Genomic DNA, 15,247 nt, shown 5'->3' on the forward strand with positions numbered 1-15,247 from the left:
GCATCGCTCTCGCCCAGCGCCACGTCGTCGAGCGGCTCACTTGGGCGCAAACGGCGGCGCTGCGAACGGATCAACTCACCGAGGTAGAGCGAACGCTCTCGCAAGCGACTTTGAAACAAGGCCAGCAAAATGAGGTCAGGCTTGGTGGAGCCCGACGTGCGGTCGTTGCTTTCGCTCGTCATGCTTGTCTCCATTCGCGTGAGCGATGAGGTCAGGATGCGCCCTTGGAGCGTATGGCGGTCTGCGCCGGCTGAGTTTGTGAAAGATCAAGTCGGCTTGATACCGCTCAACGGTTTCGCGTGCCCGAGCAGAGAACATAGGCGCTTGCGGCGACCCCGACAAGCCCGTTCATGACCAGCGCACGGCCATCGGTGTGGCATGGGCCGACCCGCCAAGCGCCGACATGGCAGCACTCACCGAGTGGGCATTCGGGCAAATGGCGCATACAGCGTTTCAATGCAAGGCCGAGCAAAGCTTTGGCCAAATGCGCAGCTGGGCACTGGCCGGCTCGATCCATCAACCCGCACAGGAGACACCTCATGGCAAGCAAGACCCAGAAGGCAGGCGACGGCCGCGCGACGGCTGCCAAGGTGGAGGCTTCGACGCCCGATGCGGCGCTGGCCTTCTCGCAAGACCAGCTGCAGGCGCTGATCGCCTTGAGCGACGTGGTGTTCAAGGGCGCCGAAGAGATTCGCCGCTGCCAGATGCAGGCTGCGCATGAAGCCCGCCTTCACCACGAAAAGGCCCGGGCCAACGTGGCCAAGGCCGGCAACGCGAACGAACTCTTCAACCTGCAAGCCGAGCTGTTGCGCTTTGACATGGAGTCGTCCGGCAAGTACTGGCAGCAACTCGCCGCCATCTGCGCGGCCACCCAGGCCGATGCGATGAGCCTGCTGACCCGCAGTGCCGCCACCGTGGGTGGCGACATGGCCAAGCTGGTGGGTCAGCCGCTGAAGCTGTCGCAGCCCGGCGGGGTTCCCGCCACCGCAACGTCGGCCGAGGCTGCAGCGGCGGTCGATCCGTCGCAGGCATGGAACCAGTGGGTCGATCTCGGCAAGCAGTGGAGCGACATGCTGTACCGCACCGAGGCGGCGTTGCACTGAGGCTGAGCCCGCTCCGCACTCCCAGCGCGCTCCCACCCGGAGCCGCCGTCAACCAAAGACCTGTTTTGTGCCGGTGTTGGGCTGGCGCTGGCCGCCGTTTCGCGCCAGTATGGGCCTCCTGCGCGCAATGTCATCAGCCTCAGGGCCAAGCGCGATACGCCAACGGGGGGTGCCATGGTTCCGCTCGACTCCGAGATATCCAAGGCTCGAGCTTTGGTGATCGACAGCAACACCGGCTCACGCAGCGCGCTGGTCGCGATGCTGCGCGAGTTTGCAGTGCCCGAGATCGTGCAGGCGCGCAAGGCGCAGGATGGGCGTCGACTGCTCGAAACCCAGCGGTTTGACATCGTGCTGTGCGAATACAACTTCGACGATGAGCCGGTCAGTGGCCAAGACATCATGGACGACCTGCGGCTGTCGCACCTGCTGCCGCTGTCTACCGTGGTGGTCATGATCTCCAGCGAGGCCGGCTACGCGAAGGTGGCCGAAGCGGCAGAGGCCGCGTTGGATGCCTACCTCCTGAAGCCCCACACCGCCGATGGCTTGCGCCAGCGCTTGGTTCATGCGCGCCAGCGCAAGCGCCAGCTGGCCGACATCTTTGCGCTGGTCCAAAAAGAAGACTTCGTCGGCGCGGCCGAAATGTGCCAAGTGCGCTTCAAGACGCGCGGCCCGGCCTGGGTGCATGCGGCGCGAATCGGCGCCGAGCTGTGGCTGCGCTTGGGCAAGCCGCACGCGGCCCAGGAGCTGTTCGACGCCATTCTCCTGGTCGGCGCTGTTCCCTGGGCGCGGCTGGGCGTGGCCCGAACCCAATACGACTCGGGTGGCACGGTACAGGCACGGCGCACGCTTGAGAGCCTGTTGAACGAGCTGCCCAGTTACGCAGACGCCTACGACGTGATGGGCCGCGTGCTGCTCGATCAGGGGCAGCCCGAAATGGCGCTCGATGCGCTGCGCCGAGCCACCACACTCACCCCAGGCAGCGTGGCTCGCCTGGTCAAGCATGGTCTGCTCGCCTTCTATTACGGCGACCCCAAGGAAGCGGCCGACGTTTTGGGGAAGGCCGCGCGCCTGGGTTTGAACTCGCGCATCTTCGATTTGCAGGGGCTCGTCTTGCTGGCGGTGGTGCAGTTCGATCTGGGGGATCGCCGGGGGTTGACCCAGTCGCTCAACGCCATGGTCGCCGCGCGGGCTCCGCAGACGGGCAGCCCGCGCCTGAGGCGCTTCGAGAACGTCATCAGCACCCTCAATGCCCTGTTGGATCGGCGTGTGGCCGACGCGGTCATGCAGGCCCGCGAGCTGATCGCCGAGGTTGCCTTGCCCAACTTCGAGTTCGAGGCGGCGTGCAACCTGTTGGCCTTGCTGGCCCGTTTGTCCAAGAATGAGTTGACGCTTGACGGCATTGAAGACGACGTGCTCAAGCTCACCCGCCGTTTTGCTGTGTCAAAAACAACCACGGAGTTGCTGGTGCGAGCCTCGTTCGGGCACAAGGTGTTCGAAGACCTTGTGCGCAAGTCCTACACCTCCATCTGCGAACAAGCCGAAGAGGCGGTTTCCAAGACCATCGGTGGAGCGCCCGCAGAAGCGGTGCAATTGTTGCTTGCCAGCGCCGAAATGACGCTCAATGCCAAGCTGGTGGATCTGGCGCTGCACACGATCGAACGCCACCACGCGCGCATTCCCGATGCCGAAACGCTGCTGCAGCGGGCCAAGCTGTTGCACCAGCGTTACCGTGGCTACGGCACCCAGGTGCACCTGAGCAAGGGCGGCGACCCGCGCATCATGACGGGCGTTGCAAGCCCCGGCTGAAAGCGCCGTCCCGCGAGCGACTGATCCGGCCGCCCTGTCTGAGTCCCCGAGTCGCGGGCTATTCGGCGGCTTCACGGGCCCAGTGGGCCGGGTTCTCACGCACGATGGTCACTGGCACCGGCGAGCCGTGCAGCACGGCTTGCGACACCGAGCCGAGCAGGGCGCTGCGCACCACGCCGCGGCCCCGCGCGCCCAGGATGATGGCGTCGCAGTCGTAGCGTTCGCCGGTTTCCAGAATCGTGTGCGCCGGGTCGCCACTTGCGATCTCGCGCTCGAACGGCAGCTCGGCCTGCCGCAGCAGGTCTTCGGCGGCCTCGAGCGAGTGAATGCCGGCGGCGCCGGTCACGCGCTCGAGCACGTCGGCGTTGGGTGCGAGCACCATCTCGTAGAGGTAGGTGGGTTCTTGCACATTGGTCAGCACAAAACTGGCACTCAGGCCTTCTTGCACCAGGCGAATCGCGTAGCGCACCGCGTTCAGTGAATGCTCGGAGCCATCGACGGGCAAGAGGATTTTCATGACGGGCTTTCGAGTTTGATGGCCTGCGATTGTTGGTTGCCACCCCGCCGGCAGGCTTGACGGAGCGCAAGCCCATTTTGCGCCGGCTGGGTACGCTGGCCGATTGCAAGAAGAAAGTGTCGGCCCATGAGCGTTCGCAATCTCGAACACCTGTTTCGCCCGCAGTCGGTGGCGGTGATCGGCGCTTCGGAGCGAGACCGCAGCGTCGGCGCGGTGGTCATGCGCAACCTGCGTGAAGGGGGTTTCAGCGGCCCGCTCTGGCCGGTCAACCCCAAACACAAACGCATTGGCGATCTGCCGGCCTGGCCCTCGGTCGGGGCCTTGCCGCAGGCACCCGACCTGGCGGTGATCTGCACACCCGCGAGCACCGTGCCGGGCTTGATCGCCGAGCTCGCCCGCAAGGGCACACGCGCCGCGGTGGTATTGAGTGCGGGGCTCAAGGGGCCGTCGGGCGACAAGGGGGTGTCGATCGAGCAGGCCATGTTGCAGGCGGCAAAGCCTGACCTGCTGCGCATTCTCGGCCCCAACTGCGTGGGCCTGCTGGTGCCTGGCGTGGGGCTCAATGCGAGCTTTGCCCATGCAGCCGCGAAACCGGGGCCGCTCGCTTTCGTGTCGCAGTCGGGTGCGCTGGCCACGGCCATGCTCGACTGGGCCAACTCGCGCGGCATCGGCTTTTCGCATTTCATTTCACTCGGCGACAGCGCCGACGTCGACTTCGGCGACGTGCTCGACTACCTGGCGAGCGATGGCGCAACCCGCGCCATCCTGCTCTACATGGAGTCGGTGGGCTCGGCGCGCAAGTTCATGTCGGCCGCCCGCGCTGCCGCGCGCAACAAGCCGGTGGTGCTGGTGAAGGCGGGCAGGGCGCCGGAAGGCGCCAAGGCCGCCGCGTCGCACACCGGCGCGCTGGCGGGAGCCGACGATGTGTTCGACGCCGCCGTGCGCCGCGCGGGTTTGTTGCGCGTGGGCTCGCTCGGTGACTTGTTCGATGCGGCTGAAACTTTGGCGCGCGCCAAGCCCTTGTTCGGCGACCGCCTGGCCATTGTCACCAACGGCGGGGGCGCCGGTGTGTTGGCGGCTGATGCCCTGTCGATCGGCGGCGGCCACCTGAGCCCGCTCACGCCGGCCACGCTGGCCCGGCTCGACGCTGCGCTGCCCGCCACCTGGTCGAAAGGCAACCCGGTCGACATCATTGGCGACGCACCGGTCGAGCGTTACACCGCCGCGCTGCAGACGCTGCTCGACGCGCCCGAGGTCGATGCGGTGCTGTTCATGCACGCACCCACCGCCATCGTGCCCAGCGCCGACATCGCCACCGCCTGCCTGCCGCGCTTGCGCGAAGCCAACAAACCGGTGCTGACCTGCTGGCTGGGCGGTTCGGTGGTGCAAGCGGCGCAAGAAGCCTGCAAGGCTGCCGGCATTCCCACTTACGAAACGCCCGAGCGCGCCGCCGCGGCGTTCTTGCAGCTGGCCGACTTTCGCCGCAACCAGGCGGCCTTGTTGCAAACGCCGCCGGCGGCGCCCAACGAATCGGCACCCGACCTCGCCGCGGCGCGGGCGGTGATCCAGCAAGCACTGGAGGGCGGGCGCGAGCTGCTCAACGAGCCCGAGGCCAAGACGCTGTTGTCGGCCTTCGGCATCCCGGTGGTGGCCACGCGCACGGTCAACAGCGTGGCGCAGGCCGCCGCGGCCGCATCGGAGATCGGCTACCCGGTGGTGCTGAAGATCCTGTCGCCGCAGATCTCGCACAAGTCCGATGTGGGCGGCGTGGCGCTCAACCTGCAGTCGGGCGATGAAGTGCGCCGCGCGGCCGAGCGCATGCAGCAGCGTGTGGCCGAGCTGCGGCCCGATGCCACGCTCGACGGCTTCACGGTGCAGCAGATGGTGAGCCGGCCGCGCGCACATGAGCTGATCGTCGGTGTGGCGACCGACCCGGTGTTCGGCCCGGTGATCCTGTTCGGCCAGGGCGGCACGGCGGTCGAGGTGATACGCGACCGCGCGGTGGCGCTGCCGCCGCTCAACATGGCGCTGGCCGCCGACCTGGTGTCGCGCACCCGCGTGGCGGGCCTGCTGGCGGGCTACCGCGACCGTGCGGCGGTGGACATGCGCGCCCTCCACACCACCTTGCTGCAGGTGTCGCACATGGCCTGCGACCTGGCCGAGCTGGTCGAGCTCGACATCAACCCCTTGCTCGCCGACGACCAAGGCGTGATGGCGCTCGATGCGCGTGTGAAGGTGCGCGTCGCACCCAAGGGCCTGGCAGACGCCCGCCTGGCCATTCGCCCCTACCCGGCGCAGCTCGAAGAAGACTTGCAGCTCGCAGGCCAGCGGGTCTGCCTGCGCCCCATTCGCCCGGAAGACGGCCCACGCCTGCAGTCGTTTTATGCGCATGCCACGCCGGCCGACATGAGGCTGCGCTTCTTCCTCACACGCCGCGAAGTGCCACAGACCGAGCTGGCGCGCTACAGCCAGATCGACTACGACCGCGAGATGACCTTCATTGCAATTGCAGACGACACCGCGGCCGGCGAGAGCGACGGCATGCTCGGCGAGGTGCGCGCTGTGTGCGACCCCGACAACCTGCGCGCGGAGTTCGCCATCCAGGTGGCCAGCGGGAGCCAGCACCACGGCCTGGGCCGTTTGTTGATGGACAAGATGCTGCGCTACCTGCGTGAGCGCGGCACGCGTGAGCTGGTGGGCGAATGCCTGCGAGAGAACATGGGCATGGCGCATCTCGCACGATCGGTCGGCTTCGAGGTGAAGGCCAACGCCGATGGCGACACGCTGGGCATGCACTTGAGCTTGGCGTAATCACTCCTTCTGCACGCAGGCAGAGGCAGAGGAGGTTTGCTCAATGCGCCATCAGCACCGGCAAGGGCAGGGTGTTGAGCACCGAGCGCGAGGCGCCGCCCAGCACCAGCTCGCGCGCGCGGCTGTGGCCGTAGCAGCCCATCACCAGCAGGTCGCCACCGAGCTGCTGCGTCTGCGCCAGCATGGCCTCGCCGATGCGCGCCGGGGCGCTGCCCAGCGCATGGGTCTCGGCTGCCACGCCGTGGGTGTGCAAGAAGCTGCCCAGCCAACCCAGATGCTGCGTCGGCGTGGCGGTGTCATTCTTGTCTTGCCACATCAGCACATGAACGCTGTCGGCCTGGCGCAAGAGCGGCAGGGCGGCGGTGACGGCGCGGGCCGCTTCGCGCGAGGGCTTCCAGGCGATCACGATGTGGCGGCCGATGGGGGCGGCGCGGGCAGCGTCGGGCACCACCAGGGCCGGCTTGCCGCTTTCGATCACCACCGATTCGGCAAAGTCTGCCGGCAGTTGCTCGGCATGCGGGCCCGATGGGTCGCGTTTGCCCAGCACCAGCAAGTCGGCGAAGAGGCCGTGACGGATGACGGCACGCAACGGGGCTTCAGCCGACGACTCGACCCAGGCCACCGGTGGCCCACCCATGGAGGTCGTCTTCTCCAGCGCGGCGCGGGCGCGATGACGCCCGTCGATGTCGATGGTTTGCACGGCCTTCGCAATCGCAGCCGCTGAAAACGAGCTGGGCAGGCCGCTGCTGCCAGGCACCACCGCGAACACGGCGGTCACGCTGGCGTCGTGCCGCTCAGCCAGTTGGCGTGCGACGTGCAGACGCACGGCGCACGCGGGCGAAGCGTCCAGGTGGACGAGGAGAGCGCGCATGTGGCGAAGCCGGGCCGTCAGTGCGCCATCAGCACCGGCAGCGTCATCGACTTGAGCACCGTGCGCGTGGCGCCGCCCAGCACCAGCTCGCGCGCGCGGCTGTGGCCGTAACACCCCATCACCAGCAGGTCGTTGCCCAGGTCGGTGGTGAGTGAGAGCAGCCGTTCGCCGGGGTTGCCGGGGCCGTCGCCATACCAATGCAGCATGGCCCGCACGCCGTGGGCAGCGAGGTGCTGTTCGAGCTGGCGTTTTTCGCTGGTGGCCTGCGGCGCGCTGGTTTCGTCGCTCCACGTCACCACGTGCACTTGCTGCGCCTTTTGCAGCAGGGGCATGGCTGCGTTGAGCGCGCGTGCCGACTCGCGGCTCGGGCTCCAGGCGACGAGGATGTTCTGACCCACCGTTTTCACCTCACCGGCATACGGCACGATCAGCGCCGGCTTGCCGCTGCCGATGAGCACCGACTCGATCAGGTCGGCCGGCAGGTCGCGCGCACCCGCCTCGTGCTGCCCGAGCACCAACAGGTCGGCGTAAAGCGCCTGCTGCGTCAAACCCCAGATGACCGGCTCGGTGCCGAGTTCGCTCCAGCTGATGCTCGGGCCTTCGGCCCCCGCCGCCCGGTTGAACACGGCCAGCGCGCGCGCGCGCCGATCGGCATCGAGCTTGAGCACCATCGCACCGGCCTCGGCACTTTCGGCCACGGAGAAGGGCATCTCGACAAAATTGGAGGTCACCCCGAACAGGCAGTGGACGGCCGCTTCGTGCCGCCACGCCAACTGGCGCGCCACATCCAGGCGCACCGCGCTGCGGGGCGAGGCGTCGAGGTGCAGCAAGATGCTCTTGATCGGGCTCATGGTGTGTTCCCCGGGGTCAGCCAGGCGGAGCTAGCGGACGATCAGCACCGGCGCCGTGCAGTGCGCCATCACGCGCGAGGTGACCGAGCCCATCACCAGCGAGCCGAGGGCCGAGTGGCCGTGCGAGCCCATGATGACCATGTCGACCTTGCCGTCGTTGGCGGCCTTGGCGATCACCTCGGCGGCGTTGCCCACGGCCGTGGTGAAGGTCGGCTTCCATTTGTTTTGCTCGGCGAAGGCACGCACCGGCTTGAGCACGGCTTCGGCTTCGTCACCGTAATACTGCTGCAACGAAGTGCTGTTGATGAAGCTGGTGACGTGGGGTGGCACCGGCGTCACGGCGGTGATCACGGTGATCTGGTTGCTGGCACCGATCAGCTCGTCGTGCGCGGCAATGTAGGCCAGCATGCGCTTGGTGTAGGTGCTGCCATCGACAGCCAACAGGATTTTCATGGCATTGCGCCTCGTGGAAGTTCAGGTGAGAAGCAGTTTAGGGTCTCACCGGGTATGTACAACCCGAACCTTATCTGCACGCCCGGCGGGCGCCTTGACGTACATCAAGCGGCGCAGCGCGGCGCTCCCTACAGTGCGGCCCATGACAAGCCACAAGCACTGGAGCCTGGGCGCGCGCCTGGCGCTCGCGGCCACGCCTTTCCTGCTGCTGTCATTGCTGCTGATGGCGCTCACGCTGTGGGTGTCGTGGCAGCTCGACGGCGGCGCGGCGGCGGTCAACGAGGCCGGCCGCATGCGCATGCAGGCCTACCGCATGTCGCTTTCGGTGAGCACCGGCGACGCGGCGGCGCTGGCCCGCCAGGCCGATGCGTTCGACCAGAGCCTTGCGGTGCTGCGCGATGGCGACCCCGAACGACCGCTGTTCGTGCCCCGGGACGACGTTGTTCGATCGCACTTCGCGAGCGTCGAGCAAGACTGGGCACGCTACCGCCAGCGCTGGACGCAGGGGCCCGCAAGCTCGGTGCAGGGCTTGACCGAGGACACCGCCCGTTTCGCCGAACACATCGACGCGTTCGTGGTCGACATCGAGCTCACCATGTCACGCTGGACACGCCAGCTGCACCTGCTGGAGCTGTTGGCGATGGCGCTCGCCCTGCTGGGCGCGACCGTGCTGCTCTACATCGGCTACGTGCTGGTGCTCGAGCCGGTGCGGCTGCTCAAGGACGCCACCGACAAGATCCAGCACGGTGACTTTGGCACCCGTGTCGACCTGCCTCGCAGCGACGAATTTGGCGCGCTGGCCGAGGGCTTCAACCGCATGGCCGATCACCTGCAGTCCATGTACCGTGGGCTCGAGGCGAAGGTGGCCGAAAAGACCGCGCTGCTCGAGGAAAAACGCGAGCGCATGGAGGCGCTGTACGACGTGACCAGCCTGGTGGCCAATGCCACCCACCTGCAAGACCTGGCCGACGGGTTCACGCAGCGTGTGGGTCGTGTGGCGCGGGCCGACGGCGTGGCGCTGCGCTGGTCCGACGAAAGCAACCGGCGCTACCTGTTGCTGGCGAGCCAGGGCCTGCCCGACGCCATGCGCGAAGGCGAGGCCTGCGTGATGGCAGGAGACTGTCACTGTGGCGACCCGCAGGCACCGAGCGGTGCACGCGTGATCCCGATCCACAGCATGGAAGCGGCGGCGATGAAACACTGCGCCCATGCCGGCTTCGAGACGGTGGTGTCGGTGCCGATTCGCCTTCACGATCGACTGATGGGCGAACTCAACCTGTTCTATCACGCGCACGTGAGCCCCTCCGAGGCCGAAAGGTCGTTGCTGGAGGCGCTGACGGCGCATCTTGCGTCGGGCATGGAAAACCTGCGCCTCAGCGCGCTGGCCAAGGAAGCGGCGGTGGCGCAGGAGCGCACCTTCATCGCCCGCGAGCTGCATGACTCGATCGCCCAGTCGCTGGCTTTCCTGAAGATCCAGGTGCAGCTGATGCGCGACGCCCTGGCCCATGGCGATGCGGTGTCGGTCGACAAGACGCTGGGCGAGATCGACGTCGGTGTGCGCGAGAGTTATGGCGACGTGCGCGAGCTGCTGATGCACTTTCGCACCCGCACCAACGCCGAAGACATCGAGCCGGCCCTGGCGACCACGCTGCGCAAGTTCGAGCACCAGAGCGGCGTCGGCGCCGAGCTCTCGATGCAGGGCAACGGCCTGCCACTGTCGCCCGACATGCAGGTGCAGGTGTTGCACATCGTGCAGGAAGCCTTGTCCAACGTGCGCAAGCACGCGCGGGCGAGCCACGTGTGGCTCGACGTGCAACAGCACCCGGTGTGGCGCTTTCAGGTGCGCGACGACGGGCAGGGCTTCGCCGCCGACGGCCCGGCTGCAGGCGAAACCCACGTCGGCCTGCGCATCATGAGCGAGCGGGCCCAGCGCATTGGCGCCCAGCTGGAAGTGCGCTCGCAACCTGCTCAGGGCACCTCGGTCACGCTGACCCTGCCAGCCGTGGCCGCCCGGCAGAAAGCCCCCGAGCTGCTCTTGGCGGCACCTGCACTCGGCCTGCACTGACACCGATCGATTTCATGCACCTCCCTGTCGCGCCCGCCGCCCTCATCCGCATCCTGGTGGTGGACGACCACACCCTGTTTCGCCGCGGCTTGATCGCCTTGCTGTCGCGCGAGCCTCAGTTTCAAACCGTGGGCGACGCCGCCGATGCCGGCGAAGCACTGCGCCGCGCACAAGAGCTGCAACCCGACCTGATCCTGCTCGACAACCACCTGCCCGGTGTCAATGGCGTCGACGTGCTGCCTGCCCTGCGCGAAGCCGCACCGGCAGCCCGCGTGGTGATGCTCACCGTCAGCGAAGACGAAAACGACCTCGCGGCCGCACTCACGGCCGGCGCGAGCGGCTACCTGCTCAAGAACATCGAAGGCGATGCCCTGGCATTGGCCCTGCGGCGGGTGATGGCCGGCGAGAGCACCATCGCCCCCGAGATGACCGGCAAACTGATCGCAGCCTACCGCGGGGCGTCAGCCCCGGCCCCGGCGCACGCCAGCGTGTCGAGAGACGGCAGCTCTCCGCTGGCCCAGCTGTCGCCCCGCGAGCTGGACATCTTGCGTGGCATCGCCTGCGGTGCCAGCAACAAGGAGATTGCGCGCGACCTGGGCATTGCCGAAACCACGGTGAAGATTCATGTGCAACACGTGCTGCGCAAGCTCGACGTGGGCTCGCGCGTCAATGCCGCCGTGATCGCCACCTCGCACGGCCTGGGTGCGGCCCTGGGCTGATCGCCTTGGGTCAGTCGACCAGCGCCGAATAGATCAGGCTCTTCAACTGGCTGCGGATGTTGAAGGTGCCCGAGGGCACCAGCTGCGTCATGAAGATCACCACCAGGTCTTCGACCGGATCGACCCAGAAGATGGTGGAGGCCATGCCGCCCCAGTAGAAGTCGCCCGGGCCATAACCGCCGGCCGCCACCTCGCCCAGCGTGGTGGCAAACCCGAGGCCGAAGCCGATGCCTTCGTTGGCGGTTTCCGAAAACGAGCCGATGGCGACCTGCGTCAGGTCGCGCCCACCGGGCAGGTGGTTTTGCGCCATCAGACGCAGCGTGCGGGGGCCGATGATGCGCGCACCATCAAGCTCGCCGCCACGGCGCAGCATCTCGCAGAAGCGGTGGTAGTCGGCCATCGTGCTCACCAGGCCGCCGCCGCCCGACACGAAGATGGGCGGCTTGGCGTAGGTGCTTTTCTGCGGATCGTCCATCACGGCGAGTGACTTGTCTTCCTTGCGCACATAGTTGGTGGCAAACCGGTCGACCTTCTCGGGCGCGATGCTGAACGCGGTGTCGTTCATGCCCAGCGGGTCGAAGATGTGCTTTTGCAGATAGTCCTCGAACGGCATGCCCGACAAAGCCTGTACCAGGTAGCCGCACACGTCGGTCGAGAACGAATACATCCAGCGCTCGCCCGGCTCGTAGCGCAGCGGCACCTGGCCCATCTTGCGCACGAAGGTGGCCAGGTCTTCACGCCCACCGCGAGCCAGGCCGAGCTTGGCGTAGACCGCGTCGACCGGGTGCACCGGCGTGCCCGGCGGGTTGAGCCCGCCGCCGTAGGTCAGGCCCCCACTGTGGCTGAGCACGTGGCGAAAGGTCACCGGACGATCGGGCAGCTTGGTCTGCATGCTGTCCGCGTCGCCCGACACATAGACCCGCTGGTCGCGCCACTCGGGGATCACCTTGCTCACCGGGTCGTTGAGCTGGAAGTGTCCCTGCTCGTACAAGCTCATCAGCGCCACCGAGGTGATCGGCTTGGTCATGGAGTAGATGCGGAAGATGGTGTCTTCGCGCATCGGCTTGTCGCGTTCGCGGTCCATGCGGCCGAGCGCGCTGCTGTAGGCCACCTGGCCGTGCTGGGCCACCAGGGTCTGGCAACCGACCAGCTTGCCGGGCGTGATGTAGTGGTCCTGAAGGTGGGTGGTGATGCGTTGCAGGCGGTCGGTCAGCAGGCCGGTCATGGTGATCCTTGGAGGGCTATCAGGTGGGTATGGCGGGGTGCGAGATCGCAGCATAGCCGCAGCCCGTCACGCCTTGATCCAGCGCAAGCGCCGCACCCGTTCCGAGCCGACTAGTTCTTCAGAACGACGGCATGCCGCGCATCGCTAGTTCTTTTGCAGCCCACGACAGCACCGTCGGAGGGATGCCGCGAACCGCCGCCGCTTCCTACAGTGAGCACAGGCAAATGCGAAGGAGCAACTCGAATGACCAAGAAGGGGCAGGGCCTGTCGGTGCTGATCGTCAGCACGCTGGCATTCACCGTGTGCTTCATGGTGTGGATGATGTTCGGCGTGATCGGCATCCCGATCAAAAAAACGCTGGGGCTCAACTCCACCGAGTTCGGCCTGCTGACCGCCACGCCCGTGCTCACCGGCTCGCTGATCCGCGTGCCGCTGGGCATCTGGACCGACAAATACGGCGGCCGCATCGTGATGGCGGTGCTGATGGCCTGCACCGTGCCGGCCATCTGGATGATGAGCTACGCCACCGCCTACTGGCACTTCATCGTGATCGGCCTCTTCGTCGGCCTGGCCGGTGGTTCGTTCTCGGTGGGCACACCGTATGTGGCGCGCTGGTTCCCGAAGCACCAACAGGGCTTCGCGATGGGTGTCTACGGCGCCGGCAACTCGGGCGCGGCGGTCAACAAGTTCGTGGCCCCCGCGCTGGTGGTGGCCTTCGGCTGGGCCATGGTGCCGCAGGTCTACGCGGCCATCATGCTGGGCACCCTGGTGCTGTTTTGGATGTTCAGCCACAGCGACCCGGCCCACCTGGTGCCGAGCAACGTGAAGTTCACCGACCAGCTCAAGGCACTCAAAGACCCGAAGGTGCTCAAGTACTGCCAGTACTACAGCATCGTCTTCGGTGGCTACGTGGCGCTCTCGCTGTGGATGGTGCAGTACTACGTGGGCGAGTTCGGCCTCGACATCCGCGCCGCCGCCTTGCTGGCGGCCTGCTTTTCGCTGCCGGGCGGCGTGTTGCGCGCGGTGGGCGGCTGGATGTCTGACAAGTACGGCGCACACAGCGTCACCTGGTGGGTGCTGTGGGTGAGCTGGATCTGCCTGTTTCTCCTGAGCTACCCGCAGACCGATTTCACGGTGCTCACCGTCAACGGGCCGAAGACGTTTCACATCGGGCTCAACGTCTACGGTTTCACGATTCTGATGTTCTTGCTGGGCATCGCCTGGGCCTTCGGCAAGGCCAGTGTCTTCAAGTACATCAGCGACGACTACCCGACCAACATTGGCGCCATCAGCGGCATCGTGGGCCTGGCGGGTGGCCTGGGGGGCTTCGTGCTGCCGATCCTGTTCGGCGTGTTGATGGACCTGACGGGCGTGCGCTCCAGCGCCTTCATGTTGATGTACGGCGTGGTCTGGGTCTCGCTGATCTGGATGTACTGGACCGAAGTGCGCCGCACCGAACTGATGGGCAAGAACGCGACGGCGTTCAGTTTGCAGGGCTGAGCCCGAACTCTTTCAAGGAATCACATGAATGCGATCAACAAAGGCGTTGTGCCCCGCGCGGCCGCACCCGGCGGCGCCGACATCGCGGATTGGCGCCCAGAAGACAACACCTTCTGGGAAAGCACCGGCAAGAAAATCGCTTACCGCAACCTCTGGCTCTCGGTGCCCGCGCTCTTGTGCGGCTTCGCGGTCTGGGGCATGTGGGGAATCATCACCGTGCAGATGCTCAACCTGGGCTTCCCTTTCACCCAGGCCGAGCTGTTCACGTTGACGGCCATCGCCGGCATCTCGGGCGCGACCATGCGCATCCCGGCGTCGTTCCTCATCCGTCTGGCGGGTGGGCGCAACACCATCTTCCTGACCACCGCGATGCTGCTGGCACCCGCCATCGGCACCGGCATCGCCTTGCAGCACAAGGATTGGCCGCTGTGGGCGTTTCAGTTGATGGCGCTGTGGTCGGGTGTGGGTGGCGGCAACTTTGCGTCGTCGATGTCGAACATCAGCACTTTCTTCCCGAAGCGGCTGCAAGGCACGGCGCTCGGCCTGAACGCCGGCATCGGCAACTTCGGCGTGACCACGATGCAGATCGTGATCCCGCTGGTGATGACCATGAGCCTCTTCGGCGGATGGGGCGGCGAGTCGATGACGCTCTTGAAAGACAGCGGCTGGATCCTCGGCAAGATCAAGGCGGGCACACCGACGTGGATCCAGAACGCCGGTTTCGCCTGGGTGATTTCGCTGGTGCCGCTCGCCATCCTGTGCTGGTTCGGCATGAACAACCTGAAGACGGTCACACCCGCAGCCGGCAACCCGCTGGTGGCGTTTGCCAAGATCACCTACCTCTACACGCTGGCCTTCATCCCGGCCATCCTCGGCCTGTACCTCTACCTGCCGGCGCCCACGGGGCTGGGCCTGATCAGCATGTGGGTGGCGATCCCGCTCGACATCGCGAGCGCGCTGCTGGTGATGAAGCTCGCCGCCTTCGGCAACATGCGCGAAAACGTGACCAAGCAGTTCCTGATCTTCAAGGACAAGCACACCTGGTCGTTGACCGCGCTCTACATCGTGACCTTCGGTTCGTTCATCGGTTTCTCGATGGCGCTGCCGCTCTCGATCACCGTGATCTTCGGCATCAGCCACGTGCCTGATGTGAACGGCGTGCTGCAACACACGCTGAAGAACCCCAACGCCCCCTCGGCCTTCACCTACGCCTGGATCGGCCCCTTCGTTGGCGCGGCGGTGCGCCCCATCGGCGGCTGGATCTCCGACAAGGTGGGCGGCTCCATCGTCACGCAGGTCATCTCGGCGGTGATGGTGGTGGCGTCG

At 66.6% G+C, this 15,247-nt stretch carries 13 protein-coding genes; 7 read left to right on the top strand and 6 right to left on the bottom strand.

The features are described from left to right. Positions 1-182: hypothetical protein (locus RMO40_RS22505; protein WP_309725833.1), on the bottom strand; the 182-nt coding region annotated here is incomplete at its 3' end. Positions 183-539: 357 nt separating this feature from the next. Here RMO40_RS22505 and RMO40_RS22510 point away from each other — a divergent pair. Further along, positions 540-1,103: a TIGR01841 family phasin gene (locus RMO40_RS22510; protein WP_309725834.1), complete on the top strand. Its 564-nt coding sequence runs from the start codon at positions 540-542 to the stop codon at positions 1,101-1,103. A gap of 216 nt (positions 1,104-1,319) precedes the next feature. After that, positions 1,320-2,909, top strand: coding sequence for a response regulator (locus RMO40_RS22515; RefSeq protein ID WP_309725835.1), 1,590 nt, complete (start codon positions 1,320-1,322; stop codon positions 2,907-2,909). Between the two features lie 58 nt (positions 2,910-2,967). Here RMO40_RS22515 and RMO40_RS22520 read toward each other — a convergent pair whose 3' ends face one another. Beyond that, the gene (locus tag RMO40_RS22520) at positions 2,968-3,426 is read right to left on the bottom strand and encodes a universal stress protein (protein WP_309725836.1); all 459 of its coding nucleotides are present in this window, start codon (positions 3,424-3,426) and stop codon (positions 2,968-2,970) included. Between the two features lie 126 nt (positions 3,427-3,552). Between RMO40_RS22520 and RMO40_RS22525 the strand changes: the two genes are divergently transcribed. Next, the gene (locus tag RMO40_RS22525) at positions 3,553-6,237 is read left to right on the top strand and encodes a bifunctional acetate--CoA ligase family protein/GNAT family N-acetyltransferase (protein WP_309725837.1); all 2,685 of its coding nucleotides are present in this window, start codon (positions 3,553-3,555) and stop codon (positions 6,235-6,237) included. A gap of 40 nt (positions 6,238-6,277) precedes the next feature. Here the strand turns inward: RMO40_RS22525 and RMO40_RS22530 are convergent, their stop codons facing one another. Genes RMO40_RS22530 through RMO40_RS22540 form a run of 3 tightly spaced genes read right to left on the bottom strand, consistent with a single transcriptional unit; the run spans position 6,278 to position 8,412 of the window. After that, a complete protein-coding gene (locus tag RMO40_RS22530; protein WP_309725838.1) occupies positions 6,278-7,108 on the bottom strand; it encodes a universal stress protein in 831 nt (276 codons plus the stop codon). Positions 7,109-7,125: 17 nt separating this feature from the next. Continuing rightward, the gene (locus tag RMO40_RS22535; RefSeq protein WP_309725839.1) at positions 7,126-7,959 is read right to left on the bottom strand and encodes a universal stress protein; all 834 of its coding nucleotides are present in this window, start codon (positions 7,957-7,959) and stop codon (positions 7,126-7,128) included. 30 nt (positions 7,960-7,989) lie between these two features. Continuing rightward, positions 7,990-8,412: a universal stress protein gene (locus RMO40_RS22540; protein WP_309725840.1), complete on the bottom strand. Its 423-nt coding sequence runs from the start codon at positions 8,410-8,412 to the stop codon at positions 7,990-7,992. Between the two features lie 142 nt (positions 8,413-8,554). Here RMO40_RS22540 and RMO40_RS22545 point away from each other — a divergent pair, with 142 nt between their 5' ends. Both RMO40_RS22545 and RMO40_RS22550 read left to right on the top strand, forming a co-directional pair. Then, positions 8,555-10,477, top strand: coding sequence for a type IV pili methyl-accepting chemotaxis transducer N-terminal domain-containing protein (locus RMO40_RS22545; RefSeq protein WP_309725841.1), 1,923 nt, complete (start codon positions 8,555-8,557; stop codon positions 10,475-10,477). A 14-nt stretch (positions 10,478-10,491) separates the two neighbouring features. Next, a complete protein-coding gene (locus RMO40_RS22550; protein WP_309725842.1) occupies positions 10,492-11,196 on the top strand; it encodes a response regulator in 705 nt (234 codons plus the stop codon). Between the two features lie 10 nt (positions 11,197-11,206). Here RMO40_RS22550 and RMO40_RS22555 read toward each other — a convergent pair whose 3' ends face one another. After that, positions 11,207-12,421: a serine hydrolase gene (locus RMO40_RS22555; protein WP_309725843.1), complete on the bottom strand. Its 1,215-nt coding sequence runs from the start codon at positions 12,419-12,421 to the stop codon at positions 11,207-11,209. Positions 12,422-12,664: 243 nt separating this feature from the next. Here RMO40_RS22555 and RMO40_RS22560 point away from each other — a divergent pair, with 243 nt between their 5' ends. Both RMO40_RS22560 and RMO40_RS22565 read left to right on the top strand, forming a co-directional pair. After that, positions 12,665-13,921 carry an MFS transporter gene (locus RMO40_RS22560; protein WP_309725844.1) on the top strand — a complete coding sequence of 419 codons (1,257 nt, stop codon included), beginning with the start codon at positions 12,665-12,667 and terminating at the stop codon, positions 13,919-13,921. 24 nt (positions 13,922-13,945) lie between these two features. Then, a partial coding sequence (locus tag RMO40_RS22565; RefSeq protein ID WP_309725845.1) for an MFS transporter occupies positions 13,946-15,247 on the top strand: 1,302 nt, incomplete at its 3' end.

Origin of the sequence: Rhizobacter sp., assembly GCF_031412075.1 — a bacterium.
Classification (GTDB): domain Bacteria; phylum Pseudomonadota; class Gammaproteobacteria; order Burkholderiales; family Burkholderiaceae_C; genus Rhizobacter.